Source organism: Cedecea selenatireducens, from assembly GCF_042138895.1.
GTDB classification, from domain to species: domain Bacteria; phylum Pseudomonadota; class Gammaproteobacteria; order Enterobacterales; family Enterobacteriaceae; genus Cedecea; species Cedecea selenatireducens.
Map to the genome: position 1 here is coordinate 36,183 of NZ_JBHIKW010000008.1, position 15,889 is coordinate 52,071.

The 15,889-nt window shown below is 57.5% G+C and carries 12 protein-coding genes; 3 read left to right on the forward strand and 9 right to left on the reverse strand.

Annotated features, from left to right (window positions below; translation table 11 throughout):
* The first annotated feature begins 86 nt into the window (after positions 1-86).
* On the forward strand, positions 87-1,127 hold the full coding sequence (locus tag ACE38U_RS14185) for an oxidoreductase (RefSeq protein WP_038473131.1): 1,041 nt from the start codon (positions 87-89) through the stop codon (positions 1,125-1,127).
* 35 nt (positions 1,128-1,162) lie between these two features.
* Here ACE38U_RS14185 and ACE38U_RS14190 read toward each other — a convergent pair whose 3' ends face one another.
* Positions 1,163-2,878 carry a ShlB/FhaC/HecB family hemolysin secretion/activation protein gene (locus ACE38U_RS14190; protein WP_375529974.1) on the reverse strand — a complete coding sequence of 572 codons (1,716 nt, stop codon included), beginning with the start codon at positions 2,876-2,878 and terminating at the stop codon, positions 1,163-1,165.
* 89 nt (positions 2,879-2,967) lie between these two features.
* A complete protein-coding gene (locus ACE38U_RS14195; RefSeq protein ID WP_375529975.1) occupies positions 2,968-4,155 on the reverse strand; it encodes a collagen-like triple helix repeat-containing protein in 1,188 nt (395 codons plus the stop codon).
* A gap of 443 nt (positions 4,156-4,598) precedes the next feature.
* On the opposite strand from ACE38U_RS14195, the gene ACE38U_RS14200 reads away from it, so the two are divergent.
* On the forward strand, positions 4,599-5,597 hold the full coding sequence (locus tag ACE38U_RS14200) for a bile acid:sodium symporter family protein (protein WP_176981666.1): 999 nt from the start codon (positions 4,599-4,601) through the stop codon (positions 5,595-5,597).
* A gap of 19 nt (positions 5,598-5,616) precedes the next feature.
* Here the strand turns inward: ACE38U_RS14200 and add are convergent, their stop codons facing one another.
* From add to malX, 6 genes are all read right to left on the reverse strand, one after another.
* Positions 5,617-6,618 carry an adenosine deaminase gene (add, locus tag ACE38U_RS14205; protein WP_038473123.1) on the reverse strand — a complete coding sequence of 334 codons (1,002 nt, stop codon included), beginning with the start codon at positions 6,616-6,618 and terminating at the stop codon, positions 5,617-5,619.
* A gap of 118 nt (positions 6,619-6,736) precedes the next feature.
* A complete protein-coding gene (locus ACE38U_RS14210; RefSeq protein WP_375530056.1) occupies positions 6,737-6,940 on the reverse strand; it encodes a GNAT family N-acetyltransferase in 204 nt (67 codons plus the stop codon).
* Positions 6,941-6,958: 18 nt separating this feature from the next.
* Positions 6,959-8,434: a peptide MFS transporter gene (locus ACE38U_RS14215; RefSeq protein WP_038473121.1), complete on the reverse strand. Its 1,476-nt coding sequence runs from the start codon at positions 8,432-8,434 to the stop codon at positions 6,959-6,961.
* Positions 8,435-8,624: 190 nt separating this feature from the next.
* Positions 8,625-10,055, reverse strand: a complete 1,431-nt coding sequence (locus ACE38U_RS14220) for a CehA/McbA family metallohydrolase (RefSeq protein WP_375529976.1) — start codon at positions 10,053-10,055, stop codon at positions 8,625-8,627.
* 131 nt (positions 10,056-10,186) lie between these two features.
* Positions 10,187-11,359 carry a MalY/PatB family protein gene (locus ACE38U_RS14225; RefSeq protein WP_375529977.1) on the reverse strand — a complete coding sequence of 391 codons (1,173 nt, stop codon included), beginning with the start codon at positions 11,357-11,359 and terminating at the stop codon, positions 10,187-10,189.
* 43 nt (positions 11,360-11,402) lie between these two features.
* Positions 11,403-12,992: a maltose/glucose-specific PTS transporter subunit IIBC gene (gene malX, locus ACE38U_RS14230; RefSeq protein WP_038473116.1), complete on the reverse strand. Its 1,590-nt coding sequence runs from the start codon at positions 12,990-12,992 to the stop codon at positions 11,403-11,405.
* 186 nt (positions 12,993-13,178) lie between these two features.
* Between malX and ACE38U_RS14235 the strand changes: the two genes are divergently transcribed.
* Positions 13,179-14,213, forward strand: a complete 1,035-nt coding sequence (locus ACE38U_RS14235) for a Mal regulon transcriptional regulator MalI (protein ID WP_375529978.1) — start codon at positions 13,179-13,181, stop codon at positions 14,211-14,213.
* 84 nt (positions 14,214-14,297) lie between these two features.
* On the opposite strand, the gene ACE38U_RS14240 is transcribed toward ACE38U_RS14235, so the two are convergent.
* A complete protein-coding gene (locus ACE38U_RS14240; RefSeq protein ID WP_176981661.1) occupies positions 14,298-15,881 on the reverse strand; it encodes a YdgA family protein in 1,584 nt (527 codons plus the stop codon).
* Positions 15,882-15,889 lie beyond the last annotated feature (8 nt).

The window sequence follows — 15,889 nt, forward strand, 5'->3', positions numbered from 1 at the left end:
GGCAAATACGCAATCCAGAAACTTGCGGTTGTCGCCGGGCGGGGGATAAGGTGAAATGCCGGAGTTCATTACAGAGAGGAAGACAAATGAGTGATACCATCCGCGTCGGGCTTATCGGTTACGGTTATGCCAGTAAGACTTTTCATGCGCCGCTGATTTCCGGTACGCCAGGAATGATCCTCGCAGCAGTATCCAGCAGCGATGCCGAAAAGGTGCACGCTGACTGGCCGGGTATGACGGTCGTTTCCGATCCTCAGCACCTGTTTAAGGACCCCTCTATCGATCTCATTGTCATTCCTACCCCGAATGATACCCACTTTCCGCTAGCCAAAGCGGCGCTTGAAGCCGGGAAGCATGTGGTTGTCGACAAGCCGTTTACCGTGACGCTTTCGCAGGCAAGGGAGCTGGACGCGCTGGCCAAAAAAACAGGCCTGCTGCTCTCCGTGTTCCACAATCGCCGCTGGGATAGCGATTTCCTGACGGTGAAAAATCTGCTGACCGAAGGAACGCTTGGCGAAGTGGCTTATTTTGAATCCCACTTTGACCGCTACCGCCCGCAGGTCCGTAACCGCTGGCGCGAGCAGGCGGGCGTCGGCAGCGGCATCTGGTACGATCTAGGGCCGCACCTGCTGGACCAGGCCATCAACCTGTTTGGGCTTCCCGTCAGCCTGACCGTTGACCTCGCTCAGCTCCGGGCCGGGGCGCAGGCGACCGACTACTTCCATGCCGTGCTGGCTTACCCGCAGCGTCGTGTGGTGTTGCACGGCACGTTGCTGGCGGCGGCGGAAACCGCACGCTATATCGTGCACGGCACTCGCGGCAGCTACATTAAGTACGGCCTCGATCCGCAGGAGGATCGCCTGAAGGCCGGAGAGCGTCTGCCACAGGAGGACTGGGGCTACGACATGCGCGACGGCGTGCTGACCCTGGCACAGGGCGAACTTATGGACGAGCAAACGCTGCTGACGGTTCCCGGCAACTATCCGGCTTACTACGCGGGCATCCGCGATGCGCTCACCGGCAAAGGGGAAAACCCTGTCCCGGCGGCCCAGGCGATTCAGGTCATGGAGCTAATTGAACTGGGCATGGAGTCCGCGAAAAAGCGCGCGACGCTTAACCTTGCCTGAAAATAACCCTCACCGTAGAGGTGAGGGTTTTATCTTTAATGCAGATTATTAAAGTTGTAGGTAAAGGTCAGGCTAAAGCGAACGTCCCGGCGGCTGCTGTCGCTGGGTAAATCCGCCAGCGGCCTGGCCGCCTCAACGGACACGGAGTAGTGTCGGCTGTCGCCCACCATTACCCCGGTGGCGATAGAAGCCAGGCGCTGGTGGCGGAAACCTCGCTGATTGAACCAGGTCTGGGCGGTGTCGGCGACGACATAAGGCTGCACCGTGTTAATCCAGACGCCCTTATCGAGGCTATGGAGATAGCGCATTTCAATCTGCCCGCCGTAGCCATAATCCCCGCTTGCCTCACCGTCAGGGTAGCCCCGGCCATAACGCTGGGCGCCAAAGCTAACCCGCTCGGCTTCGGGCAAATTATTATTAGACCAGTCCCCCTCAAGCGAGGTGCTTAATTTCCAGCGTTCGGCCACCATCCATGCCGCATCGGTATTCGCCTTCCAGCGGGTGAAGTTAAGATTGGTATTAGAACCCTGGGTCACGCTTGCCCCCAGGGAGTCAATACCTTTGCGCAGGGTCAGACGCGCGCTCCAGTTAGCTTTCTCGTATTCGCGGTAGCCCCAGGCCGAAAACTCTGCTGCCGGGTAGCGTGCACGCTGGGTGACGGTAGGCAAATCAATTGTGTTGCCGAAGCCGCTGGCGCGCAGCGCATAATCGTCGCGCTTATCGACATAATCCAGCCCGCCGCTGACCGAAAATTGCTTCTTGCGCTCAAGCAGCAGCGGGTAGCTGAAGGCTATCCCCCCGGTGTACTGGGTGGTTTTTTCCTTTGCATCGATAGAAATGTTCTGCGGCAGATAAAGCAGCGGGGTGTAATCGCGTGGATCTTCGCGATAGAAGCTGCCTTTTAGCTGCATGAGTAACCCGTTATCGGTGAGATATTGCTGATAGTTGGCGCCAAAGTAGGTTTTTTTGGTGCCGCTATCCAACGGAACAAGCGTGGCAAGCCCCAACTGATCGCCGTGGCTGGTGAGGTTGCTGAGCGTGCCGTTAATCAGCGCCAGATTTGAACCTTTACGGGTATCTATCGTGGAGGAGATATCCCAGATATGAGGCTGCGTGGCGTCAACTTTCATATCGGCCGCGCCATAAATGTTATCTGGCAACGCGACGTTAGCCTCGACTTTGGTGGCCGGCGTGCGCTGCATTAGCAGGCTGTAGCGATCGAACGTCGCCTGGCTGAGCGGCTTTTCGTTCATCATTAAAGCCGACAGGCGGCTTAAGCGCTCGCTGGTACTGGCGTTGTCGCTGTTGATATTGCTGTGCGCGATGTATCCCTCAACCAGCACAATACGCACCGTGCCATCGTGGAAGTTATCGCTCGGCAGGTAAGCGTAGGAAAGCGGCAGGCCGTCCTGCTGATAGCGTTGGGTAATGCCGTTGGTTAATGCCACCAGCTGCGACAGCGGCACTGTTTTACCTACCAGCGGCATAAACGGCTGAACCAGCGAGTCAAGCTTGTAGCGCGTCCCGCCAATAAATTGCAGATGTTTCACCGTAATTGGCGTCTGTGGAGTGAGCTGTGGCACCGGCAGGGCGGTTTTCACCTCGGGCTGCTTTTGTTGAGCAACCGGGACGGCAAGCGAGCGAGCGGCTTTAGCAGGGTTATTAGGGTCGATTAGCGTGGGGGACATATCAGCGTAGCTGATACTCAGAGTTGCTCCGTACAGCAGCAGTATACCCAGACGATTGTCCATAGTGAGCTCCCTTAACTGCGCAGCGAAGAAATTGCTGTGAAAAAAGTGCTCCCGCCGTTAACGCGGGAGCACGTGTGCCCTGGAAAGCACTATTTAGTTTTCAGAAGGCCGCCGACCGCGCCGGTAATCCCGGCCTGCTGGCCTGAACTTGTGTTGCTCCCTGTCGCGCTGGCGCTAACGTTGGTGGTTAACGAAGAGGTCAGGCCGTTAACGGTGGTGCCGAGGTTAGTCACCAGACCATTACCGCCGATCCCGAGCGAACCGGATGCGCCCGCCGAAACGGAGCCTGAGCTACCGCTGCCGCCGGTTTGCACCGGTTTCACCAATGCGCCGCTATCCGTGACTGCCTGTCCGGTGTTTTGCACCACCTGACCCAGGCCGCCGAGAGAAGGGTTACTGCCGCTGATGTTACTCCCCAGTCCGCTCACTGTACCGCCAGCGGAAGTCAGCAGGTTGCTCACCGGCGTGCCTAAACCGGTTGCGCCGCCAACGGCCTGAGTCGCTTTCTGGGTGTCGGCGAGCGTGGTGTTAACCAGACCCGTCGCGCCGGTTGTCAAATTAGAAACTCCTGGACTCTGTACCGTTTGGGTAAGGGCGTTGCCCGCGCCGGTGACAACCTGTCCTGTGGTATTAACCAGCCCGCCTGCCGCGCCGGTCAATCCACCCGCCGGCGTATTGGCGGTTGAGCTTGCCAGGTTTGATCCTATTGCGGAAACCGTGGTGCCAAGCCCTGACACGGCGGTGGTAGAACCCGTCAGCGTAGTGCCCAGTCCGTTAGGGTTGTTCGCATTGCCAAGTCCGTTGGCTACGCCACTACCGACGGTTGAAATTGCGGTTCCCGTGCCGCCGACGGCCACGGCAACCGTTGAGGTTACTGGATTATTAACCGGTAGCTGAGACGCTACGCCGCTGACCGTGCTGCCTACGCCGCCTACTGCACCGCCCACGTCTTTGACGACGTTATTCCCGGCGCTGTTAGAAACGGTTGTGCCGCCGCCAGTTCCTCCGCCGCCGGTACCGCCACCGCCAGTACCGCCGCCAGAGCCCCCACCGCCAGTTCCGGTTCCTCCACCGGAGCCTGAACCGCCACCGTTACCGCCAGAACCAGAACCGCCACCGCCGTTGTTTGCAGTGTCGGTGCCAGTGGTACCGGCAGACCCGGCCGTTTTCGCCGTATTGTGCGAACTGCCGCCGCCGCCGCTACAGGCGGACAGGGAGAATGCGAGAAGTACCGCCATCGCAATTGCGCTGAGGCGGCCAATGTTATTTGAGCGCATAGCAATACTCCACTATTAGCACGCCGGACGGCGTATTAATAAGTGTATGGCGTATTTGAATCGCTGCCACATCACTGGTCATTTAATATGAATTTAAATTTCCAAATGAGAGTTTCGTCTTATTTTTATGCTTTGCTGGCTAATATTAAAAGGGTTAAGCTGATGTTTATCAATTATTTATATTTTTACCATCAGGTAAAAATATAAATAATAAATTCACCTTGATTTACGCTGTTTTGTCTTCTTTAAATAGTTTTAAATTAAGCGTGACTGCATTCTTAATTTAGTTTTAGTTGTGCTACATCTCCGGCGTTTCGCTTTTTGATAAATAATCACGCGGCTTCAGCTTATTTTTTGGCACGTTGCAGAATTGTTAGCTCGCCAGCGCGGCCAATTTGTTGCAAAGTAAAAGCCAAAATGACGTTACACAGACAGAGGACAGGATGGGTTGGCTGCAAAAACTAAAAATTGATAACTTTTTACTGGTAATGATTGGCGTGGTGATCGTGGCGTCGCTATTCCCCTGTGAGGGGATTGTGAAGACCGGGTTTGAATACCTGACGACCTTTGCGATTGCGCTTCTCTTCTTTATGCATGGGGCAAAGCTCTCCCGCGATGCCATCATGGCGGGGATGGGGCACTGGAAACTCCATTTAGTGGTTTTCCTCAGTACCTTTGCGCTGTTCCCGCTGCTGGGGCTGGCGATGGGCTTTCTCTCGCCTGCGATCCTCAGTCAGCCGCTTTATATGGGCTTCCTGTATCTTTGTGCGTTACCAGCCACGGTGCAATCGGCCATTGCCTTTACCTCCGTTGCCGGGGGCAATGTGGCCGCAGCGGTGTGTAGCGCGTCTGCCTCGAGCATCCTGGGTATTTTCCTCTCGCCAGTCCTGGTCGGCGCGCTTATGCAGACTCAGGAAGGCTCTACCGATACGCTGCACGCCATTGGCAAAATTATCATGCAGCTGATGGTGCCGTTTGTTATCGGCCATCTCTCCCGCCCGCTGATCGGCAAATGGGTGGATCGTCATAAAAAGCTGATTGGCCTGACCGATCGCTCGTCCATTCTGCTGGTGGTTTACGTGGCGTTCAGCGAAGCGGTAGTCGAGGGAATTTGGCACCAGGTGAACGGCTTCTCGCTGCTGATGGTTCTGGTTTGCTCGCTGGTACTGCTGGCGATTGTGCTGGTGGTGAATACCCTGGCGGCCCGGCTGTTAGGGTTTAATACGGCCGATGAGATAACCATCGTTTTCTGTGGCTCGAAGAAAAGCCTGGCCAACGGCGTGCCGATGGCAAACGTGCTCTTCCCGGCCAGCGCGGTGGGGATGATGGTGCTGCCGCTGATGATTTTCCACCAGATCCAGCTGATGGTTTGTGCGGTCCTGGCCCAGCGCTATGCCCGCAAAACGGCGGAAGAAAAACGGCAGCTGGAATCAGCGTCCTGACGCCGGCTGCCGGTACTCGTTACGCGGCCTGAACCTTAGCGATAAGCGCCTGTTTTTCGGCTTCGCTCAGGAAGGCTATCTTCAGGCCATTCTCCTGCGCGGTGCGAATATGCGCCGCGCTGAGGCCGGCCTGAGGTGCGGCCACGGTGTACTCGTGAATAATATCGATGCCCTGAACCGCCGGGTCATCGGTATTAATGGTCGCCAGCACGCCGTGATCCAGGAAGGTTATCAGCGGGTGCTTGTCCAGCGCGGCTACGGTGCTGGTCTGGATGTTTGACGTCAGGCAGGATTCGATCCCGATTTTATGTTCGGCCAGGAAATCCATCAGCGCCGGATCCTCTACCGCCTTCACGCCGTGCCCGATACGCTCCGCGCCCAGCTCACGAATCGCCTGCCAGATGCTTTCTGGCCCCGCGGCTTCGCCTGCGTGAACGGTAATGCGCCAGCCCGCATCGCGCGCGCGGTTAAAGTGATTCAGGAACAGACTTCCCGGAAAGCCGAGTTCGTCGCCGGCTAAGTCCAGCGCGGTAATGCTGTCGCGGTGGGCGAGCAGGGCGTTCAGCTCGGCCTCACAGGCGGCTTCACCAAAAGTACGGCTCATGATGCCAATCAGGCGCGCTTCAACGCCAAAGTCACGGCAGCCCTGGCGAACGCCTTCGATAACCGCCTCGACTACGCCCGCCACCGGCAGGTTATGGCTCATCGCCATATAGCCCGGAGAGAAGCGCAGTTCGACATAGTGCAGGCCGTTGCGGGCGGCATCTTCAATGTTTTCCCAGGCTACGCGACGGCAGGCATCGAGATCGCCCAGTACCTTCACGCCCCAGTCCAGTTTCTGCAGGAAGCTGACGAGGTCCGGCGCGGTTTCCACGACCTGAACGTGTGGGCGCAGGGTATCGAGAGTATTGGCAGGCAAAGATAAATTAAACTGGCGGCCGAGATCGAGGATGGTTTGCGCACGAATATTGCCATCAAGGTGGCGGTGCAAATCGGTTAACGGCAGGGTGGTATCAATCATGGTCGCACTCTTTTTTGATTAAAGTGCGGCGTATTATAAAAAGAAATCGGGGGCAATTGCTACGGCCGTGAAAACTTTGTTGCGCAAACGTCCCTGTCGTGCGCTCACGGATGAAAAACTACTGCAGCGTCAGCTTGTAGCCGAGGTGGCTGGCCTCAAAGCCCAGCCTGTCGTAAAAGCGGTGCGCATCAGTTCGCGTTTTATCTGTCGTCAGCTGGACGAAATGGCAGCCTCGCGCTTTGCACTGTTCTACAGCCCACGTAAACATCTGTTTGCCAAACCCGGTCCCTCTCTGCGATCGCGCAATTTGCACCGCCTCAATCTGGCCGCGCCCTGTGAATCAGGCCTGAGCGGTATTTTTTTGCTCTATCAGGCGGCGAAGCAGCGGGATAAGCAGTAGCAAAATGACGCCGGTCGCGACGGAGCCCCAGCCCAGTTGGCTAAAGACCTTGCTGTAGCCCGGGTCGGTCAATACCGGCGTGCTGCCGCTATTTTGCGGCATACGGCCTGAAACATAGCCCGCCAGCACGGAGGCTACGCCGGTCACCATCATCCAGCAGCCCATCATCAGCCCCTGCAGGTTGGCGGGGGCCAGTTTACCGATCATCGAGTAGCCGACCGGGGAAATCAGCAGCTCACCGATGCTTTGCAGAATGTAGCTAAGCACGATCCATTTCAGGGCAACCATGCCGTCCGCGCCGGCCATGGTAATCCCCAAAGGCAGCACCAGCATGCCAACGCCCATGCAGAATAACGAGGAGGCAAACTGCGCCGGAATATCGATACGCACGCCGCGATCGCGCAGGCGCTTGAACAGCCAGGCCATCAGCGGGCCACCAATCACAATCACCATGGTGTTGATGTTTTGCAGCCACTGCGGCGAAACCTGCCAGCCGAAAGCGCTCAGGGTCACGTTATGTTCGGCGAACAGCGTCAGCCCCATCGGTGCCAGCTGGTACAGCGACCAGAAGACCAGTGAACCCACGGCCAGCAGCAGGTAGGCCGCCATGCGGCGACGTTCATGTTTATTAGGTCGGCGAACGGTCATCACGCAGAGCATCAGGAAGATCAGCGCGCCCAGCACGATGACGAACGTGCCGCTAAATTCGGTATGGCCGAGCAGGAGGCGCAGGACGGGCACCAGAAGAATCAGCACCAGCAGGCCAAAAGCCATGCGCAGATAAAAGCCTTTGCCCTTGACGTGCTGCAGCGGCGTGCTGATGTCGGCCAGCACCGGCCAGCGGAGCAGGGTTATCACCACGGCGGCAACGTTACCGAGGGTGGCAAAAAGGAACAGCGCCCGATAGCTTTCGGTCAGCTGGTAGTAGCCCGCCACGGTAAAGCCGATGAAGAAGCCCAGGTTCATCCCGGCGTAGTTCCACAGGAAGGCGGCCTCGCGGCGATCGTCATCCGGCGCAAAACGCTGGGTCAGCATCATGTTCAGGCAGGTGACGTTCAGCCCGCTGCCGCTCAGGAACATGGCCAGCCCCCACCACAGGCCGGTCAGGCCCGCCTCGGCAATAAGATAGCAGCCCGCAACCTGCAGCAGCATCCCCAGCACAAACAGATTACGGTTGCTAAGATAGCGGCCCCCGAGACAGCCTCCGAACAGGTGCAGCCCGTAGTTGAACGCCCCGAAAATACCCATCATGGCGTCGGCCTGGCCTTCGCTAAAGCCCAGCCGCTTAGTGACGTAGAGCACCAGAGTTGAATACAGCACCGCAAAACCAAGCGTGGCGAACATCTGAATGAAGAACAGTGCGCCCGAGCCGGGGGGGATCGCCTGATGAGAAGCATGGCCGGAAGATAAACTCATATTGTCTCTCTCTGTACAACAAAAGACCCGGGAGGCAGCGCGTCACCGGGTCTGATTTCTATGACTATGATGAGAGAGCATTTTCGTCGTTTTTAGCGGATTTATGCAAAGCACAACGACTAAATATTCATATTAAATAATTTCAAAATTTTACAAACCAAAGAAATAACCAGACAAAACTGCCAGGAAATTATTCTTCATCCGTGCTGCGAGGGAACTCAAGATGGCCGGTAACGTCGCCCCAGGTGGTGCCAATGGGCGACAGGAACAGCGGGTGCTGCGCGCAGTAAACCGGATTGATCATCCCCTCTAGCGTTCCGTTGCTGCGGCGAATATCCCAGCGAATCCAGGCATGCTCAGCCATGTCGCAGCGGATATCCTGCGGCGTGGTTTCCAGCGCGTGTTCCGCCAGAATACCCGTGTCGGACACCACCTGAAGCGTGTAGCGCTGCCCGGTATCTTTTACCGCAACGGTCAGCACGACCTGTCTACCATCGGCGGCATCGCCGGGCAGCAGCGCCCCGTCGTTCAGGCTGAAGTTCAGGCCACAGCGGCGTTCAAAATAACAATGTCCCTTTTTGATGGCCGCAAGAATGGCCTCCCCGCTGAGCGCCTGAGCATAAACCCAGGTTGCCGGATCGCCGTAAATTGACGGCTCCGTAGCCTGCGGGTAACGCTCGTGAGGCTGCATATGGCAGTCGCTGCCTCCTACGGCATAAATACGGTGCCCGGCGTTCCACAGCGTATTGAAAATCTCCACGACCTGTTCGTTGGCGGTGGTAGCGTTTTTCCAGGTCGGATCGTTGAGCACTTCCAGCACGTCAACGTCTGCCAGCGGCATCTCGTCGTACAGCCAGCTCCACGGATGCAGCATGGCGTGGTTCACGCTCAGGACGCTTTCCGGGCGCTTGAGCGCAATGCCCTGAGTAATCAGACCGCGGCTGCTGTAATCAGCATTGAACATATTCAGCGTGGCGGCCGGGCCGTGCACGTTCAGGTGGCCTTTGTCGGCGGTGACCTCAATGCCCGGCAGCATCAGCACGCTGTCATGGCGCGGCAGGCAGGCGTGCGACAGGTTGTGTTCGGTCAGGAAGAAGAAATCCAGGCCCTGTTCGGCCATGATGTCCAGCGCCTGCAGCAGCGTATTGTTGCCGTCGGACAAAGTGGTATGGCCGTGGAGGTCGCCACGGTACCAGCCCGGGCGGTCGCTCAGCGTGCGCTGGTAGTCAAAAATCACCTGATGATCGGGGCGCAGCACGCCCAGCTTGTCAAAGTCTACCGGGGCGGCCAGCGCGTCAAAGCTGACGTCCAGCCGGTAGCTCATCGGCTGCGGCGAGCGGCTTTCCCCGATGACGTTATAGACATGCAGCTGCCACTCTCCCGGCGGGAGTTCCCCTGGCAGCGCGCCCACGGAGGCCCGGTCAGGGCAAACCGTCAGCACTTTTTCAGGCTTTTGCAGCATCACGGAGGCCCGCAGCTGCTGGCGGCTGTCGTACAGATAACAATAAAGATGCCCGGTACGCAGCGTGGTGCCCGTCAGGCTAATCGCCGGAGTATTTGGGGCAACATGGAAGGAATGGACAGCATGACCGAAGGGAATTTCACCGGAAAAAACGTGCATGATTTGCTCCTGTTTTTAATGGACAAGAGCTTAAGGTGAGCGGGTGAAGATAGTGTGTCGGTTAGGTGTCGGAAAGATGACGAAAGGATGAATGAGCAGGGTGGAGAAGGGGAGCAGGCTCCCCTTAATGGCTACAGCAGGGACTGGATCCCGGCGATAAGCCGCTCGACGCCGGCCTCAAGCTTGACGCGCGGGCACCCGGCGTTCAGGCGAATAAAGCCATTGCCTTCAACGCCGTAGGTGTAGCCGGGCATGATGGCGACTTTTTGCTGCTCAATAAGCGCTTTCTGCAGGGCGCGATCGTCCAGCCCCAGCGGGCGTAAATCGACCCAGGCCAGATAGGTGGACTGCGGCGGCTGCCAGTTAAGCGCCGGGAATGCCTGGTTCAACCTGTCGGCCACGAACTGCAAATTATCCTGCAGATAGTCTCGCAGCGCATCAAGCCAGGATTCGCCTTCGCGGTAGGCGGCAATATGGGCGACGATTGCCAGCACCGCCGGAGAAGAGAGGCCGTCCTGCCCTTTGAGCACGCTCAGATACTGCTGGCGATCTTCTGCATCATTTATCAGCCCGTAGGCGCCGGTGAGCGCCGGGATGTTGAAGCTTTTAGAGCCCGAAGTGAACAGCGCCCAGCCGCCGCGGCCGATGTCGCACCACGGAATATGCTGATTTTCGCCCCACACCATATCCATATGGATTTCGTCGCTGATAACGCGCACGCCGTGGCGTTCGCAGAGTTCAGCCATCAGCTCCAGCTCTGCGCGAGTCCAGACCTTGCCGGTTGGGTTGTGCGGGCTGCACAGCAGCATAACTTTGCATTCAGGGCGGGCGAGCAACGCCTCCAGCTCCGCCATATCACACTGCCAGCCGTCCGCCGTTTTTTGCAGCGAAGCGCTCAATACCTGACGCTTGTTGCCTTCAATTGCCTTGTAGAACGCATCGTAGGCCGGGGTATGAATAAGTACGCCGTCGCCCGGCTGTGACCACTGGCGAATGAGCTGTGAAACCATGTAAATCACGGAAGGCCCGTAGACTACGCTTTCAGGGTCGATGGTGCAGCCGAAGCGTTGCTGATACCAGTGGGCGATAGCGGAGAGAAAATCGTCGTTCTTCCAGCGGCTGTAGCCGAGCACGCCGTGAGCCAGCCGTTTTTGCAGGGCTTCAAGGATGCAGGGCGCGGTAGGGAAGTCCATATCGGAGATAGTAAAGGGCAGCAGGTCGGCGGCGCCGAAGCGATCGGCCACGTAATCCCACTGGGTGCACCAGGTCCCGTGGCGGTCTACCGGAACAGAAAAATCAAACATAAAACCTCACGGCAAAAAGGGCGCCGCAGCGCCCGTTTGTGAATTAAGCCTCGACGGTTCGCATCAGGCCGACCATCTCATCTTTGACCGACTGAACCTGTGGCCCGATGACCACCTGCAGGTTGTGCTCGTTAAGCTTGACGACGCCGATGGCGCGGTTGGCCTTCAGGGCTGCGGTATCCACCAGCGACATATCTTTGACCGACAGGCGCAGACGGGTGATGCAGTTATCCAGCGTCGAAATGTTGTCGCTGCCGCCCAGCGCCGCCAGAATAGCCGGCACGTTATAGCCGGATTTGCCCGTGTGGCCGCCAACGGGTTTTTCTGCGGTGGTGGTTTCAATATCACGACCAGGGGTTTTGATATTGAAGCGGGTGATGGCGAAGCGGAAGATAGCATAGTAGCCAGCAAACCACACCGCGGCCACAACCGGCACCATATACCATTTGGTGGACAGGCCGTGCAGCACGCCGAAGACGAAGAAGTCGATAATGTTGCCGTCGGTGTTACCGATGGTGACGCCCAGCACGGACATCATGGTAAAGCCAATACCCGTCAGCACTGCATGGATGAGGTACAGCACAGGTGCCACGAACAGGAACAGGAACTCGATCGGCTCTGTGGTACCGCCCACGACGCAGGCAATCACGCCGGAGATCAGCAGCCCTTTAATTTTATGACGGTTTTCTGGACGGGCGCAGTGGTACATCGCCAGCGCAGCGCCAGGCAGGCCGCCGAGGAACGCCGGCATTTTACCCTGTGACAGGAACTGCGTTGCGCTCTCAGAGAAACCGTGGGTGGTCGGGCAGCTAAGCTGCGCCTGGAAGATGGTCAGCGCGCCGCTCACGGTATGGCCGCAAACGTCCATGGTGCCGCCCGCCTCGGTGAAGCGAATCAGGGCCACCAGAATGTGCTGCAGGCCAAAAGGCAGCAGCAGGCGTTCGCCGGTGCCGAAGATCATCGGGCCAAAGATGCCTGCGCTGTGGATCATGTAGCCCAGGGCGTTGATCCCGGCGGCAAAAATTGGCCAAATCAGCGGGATGACCAGGCCAACCAGCCCCATCACCAGGGTCGTAACGATCGGCACAAAGCGGGTGCCGCCGAAGAAGGCCAGCGCGTCCGGCAGGCGAATGTTGTGGAAACGCTCGTGCAGCAGATAAACGATGATCCCGGCAATGACCGCACCGAGAATACCGGTATCAATTGACTGAACGCCGAGCACGCTTTGAATATTGTTGGCTTTCAGGATGGCGGCGTCGGTTGTGGGCAGGATGCCTTTAGCGGTGAGCCAGAAGTTAACCGCCAGGTTCATCACCATATAGCCGACAAAACCGGCAAAGGCCGCAACGCCTTTGTTCTCACGCGCCAGGCCCAGCGGAATCGCAATACAGAACATCACCGGCAGGAAGCTGAAGGCGAACGAGCCCATTTTGCTCATCCAGGTGAAGATCAGCTGCAGCACCGGATTACCCAGCCACGGGATCTCCGTGACGACGTCATGGCTGCTCAGCGAGCTGCCGATCCCCAGCATGATGCCGCAGAAAGAGAGCAGCGCCACCGGCAACATAAAGGTTTTGCCAAGGTTTTGAAAAAATTCCCACAGCGATTTTTTTTGTGGTGTATTAGCCGCCATCACGACTCCTTAACCCGGTTAAAATGAGATGTTGAGTAACTAAAGTTTGGTGATGATAAAACGTTTTACCCAATTTTATCGTGAGGACGATCTCAGAATTACCGCGCATAATGAAGTTGAATATGCCAGCATAAGTAAAACGTTTTATCTTTATATTTATCGATTCACGGAGGATCTGACCTGACGATGTCGACGCTGACCAAAAGAATCACTATCAACGAGGTTGCCGAGGCTGCAGGCGTATCGGTGACCACGGTATCGCTGGTGCTCAGCGGCAAGGGCAGAATTTCAACCGCCACCGGTCAGCGGGTAAATGAGGCCATCGAAAAGTTAGGGTTTGTGCGTAATCGCCAGGCCGTGTCGCTTCGCGGCGGGCAGAGCGGCGTGATTGGCCTTATCGTGCGCGACCTTTGCAATCCTTTTTACGCGGAGCTCACCGCCGGGCTGACGGAAGCGCTGGAGCAGCAGGGGCAGCTTTTATTTCTGACCCAAAGCGGAAGCAACGGCCAGCATATGCAGCGCTGTTTTGACATGCTGGTATCGCAGGGCGTGGACGGTATTATTATTGCCGGGGCAGCAGGACAGGGTGCCGACCTGCGGGAAATGGCGGCGCAGAATAAACTGCCGCTGGTGTTTGCCTCACGGGCGAGCTATCTGGATGAAGTGGATATTATCCGGCCGGATAATATGCAGGCGGCGCAGCTGGTGACCGAGCATCTGATTAAGCGCGGGCATCAGCGTATTGCCTGGCTAGGCGGGCGCAGCTCCTCTCTGACTCGTGCTGAACGGCTGGGCGGTTTCTGCGCCACGCTGATGCAGCACGGACTGCCTTTTCATAGCGACTGGATCCTCGAGTGCGAGCCGAGCCAGAAGCAGGCGGCGGACGCGATTACCGAGCTGCTGCATAATTTCCCGACCCTCAGCGCGGTTGTCTGCCACAACAGCACCGTGGCCATGGGGGCGTGGTTCGGCCTCACCAGAGCAGGCTGGCAGATGGGGGGCGGCAGCGTCGACAGCTATTACGACAGGCATATCGCGCTGGCGGCCTTTGCCGAGGTCACCGAAGATGAGTTAGACGACGTGCCGATGACCTGGGTGACAACGCCCGCGCGGGAAATTGGCCGCAGCGCGGCGCAGCGGATTCTTCAGCGGGTCCAGGAAAGCGACATCGTTTTCAGCAACCAGATTATGCCCGCGCGCCTGATTACCATTAAAAACTAACTTTTCAGGAACAGCTTGAGCGGATCGTGCCTGATGGCCGCCAGAAACTAAAAACCCCGCCTGCTGGCGGGGTTTTTGCAAGAGTTACTGCTGAGGAGCCGGTTCGGCGTCCGGAGAAGCATCATCCCCAGGCGCGTCGTCCTGCGGCTGGGGCACGGCATCACTGTCGTTATCCTGCAGCGCCGGGCCACCCATACCTGCCGGCAGAGCGAACATGCTGAACAGCTCACCCAGCGACATCTGCTCGCCGTTCAGGGCGGCTTTGCCATTACCATACTGCAGGCTGGTGGTGATGTTATCGCCGTCCACTTTGGTGACGCGGAACATCTGGCCCATCGCGGCCAGGCCTTTGATCTGCTGGCTGGCGAGTTTCTGTGACTCTTCGGCGTTATAGCCCTCAAGCTGCGCCACCTGAGACATCATTTCCGTTGCCATCGGCATCGGGATCGTCAGCTTCGCATCGAGAGACTTCACATAGCGGTCCAGTTGCTCTTCCGGCGTATTGGCCGGGCCGGTGACGCCCTGCGGATCTTTCATGAACAGCGACAGGTTGAAGGTTGATTCACCTTTCGCGTTCTTCCAGCTTAGCGGGGCGACGGTAATGGTCGGATTGCCCTTCAGCAGCAGCGGCAGGTTGGCGCTGATAAGCTCGACCGATTTCTGCTGGTAGAGCTCAGGGTTTTGCTGCAGGGCGGGGTCTGCCATCAGCTGTTGTACGCCGGCGTTATATTTCTGCGTAAACTCGCGCAGCGCGGCGGCATCAATATTGCCGAGCTTAAGCGTCAGCTTGCCGCTGCCCATGTTCTGGTTCTGCACTTTCAGCGCGTCCAGGCTGTAGTCGAACTGCCCGGCAAAGTGCTTTTTATCGTCCTGAACGTCAGATTTTGCGTTCAGGTTGAAGCCTTCCACGACGGCAATCTCTTTACCGTCAACCACCATTGAGAGCTTATCAACGGTTGCTTTTTGCGAGCCAACGCGCTGGTCAAACAGGCTGCGTTTGCTGTCGCCGTCGGTTTTAATGCCGTTGAAGGAGATTTGTACGCGCTGGCCGTATTCGTTAACGGTATTAACCAACCCGCTGTCTGCGGTGCCAGAAATCGCGATTTCATTGCCTGAACCGTCAACGTCGGCCGTCAATTTGCCGCCGCTGAAGCTGAGTTTGTTTTCCCCTTCCGTGGCGTCAATGGCCGCCAGCGCGATGTCGGAGGAGGTTGCGCCGCCGTAGCCTACACGGGTGTCCACGCTAATCAGCGGCTTATCTTTGGTCAGCGTAAAGAGATGTTTGGTCGTCTCGTTATTCACAAGCTCGGTGTGGATAGACGCCATGCTCGGGATCGGGTTGAATTTCTTCAACTGGGCGAACGGGAAAGGACCATGGTCGATGGTTTCGTTGAACAACACGCTTTGTTCCGGCGTGAGCAGCGCATTTTTCGTGCCGGCTACCTGCTTAACAACCAGCTGCACCGTACTGTGGAAAAGCCCACGCTTATAGTCCTGATAGCTGAGGACCAGGCCTGATTCCGGCGCAGAATTTTTGATTTCCGCATTGGCGTTATCAATCATTTCGGCCATACGGCCTTCGAGCTGTTTGCCCGTAAACCAGGCTCCGCCGGTCCACACCACGCCCAGCGCAACAATTACCCCAACCGCAACCAGAGATTTTTTCATCGTGTCAT